The organism is Bacillus sp. HY001 (genome assembly GCF_007558965.1).
GTDB lineage: Bacteria > Bacillota > Bacilli > Bacillales > Bacillaceae_G > Bacillus_A > Bacillus_A mobilis.
Window position 1 is genome coordinate 1 of record NZ_VLTE01000391.1, and the last position, 258, is coordinate 258.

At 55.4% G+C, this 258-nt stretch carries 2 tRNA genes and 1 rRNA gene; all 3 read right to left on the minus strand.

Annotated features, from left to right (window positions below):
• Position 1: 1 nt before the first annotated feature.
• A tRNA-Thr gene (locus tag FOT98_RS31885) sits at positions 2-77 on the minus strand.
• Positions 78-81: 4 nt separating this feature from the next.
• Positions 82-157, minus strand: a tRNA-Val gene (locus tag FOT98_RS31890).
• A 5-nt stretch (positions 158-162) separates the two neighbouring features.
• Positions 163-258: ribosomal RNA gene (rrf, locus tag FOT98_RS31895) — 5S ribosomal RNA — on the minus strand; the annotation flags it as partial.

Consider the following 258-nt stretch of genomic DNA (forward strand, 5'->3'; position numbering starts at 1 on the left):
CTGGTGCCGACTAGAGGACTTGAACCCCCAACCTACTGATTACAAGTCAGTTGCTCTACCAATTGAGCTAAGTCGGCTAAATGGTGGAGGATGACGGGATCGAACCGCCGACCCCCTGCTTGTAAGGCAGGTGCTCTCCCAGCTGAGCTAATCCTCCGAATTGCCTGGCAACGTCCTACTCTCACAGGGACAAGGTCCCAACTACCATCGGCGCTAGAGAGCTTAACTTCCGTGTTCGGTATGGGAACGGGTGTGGCC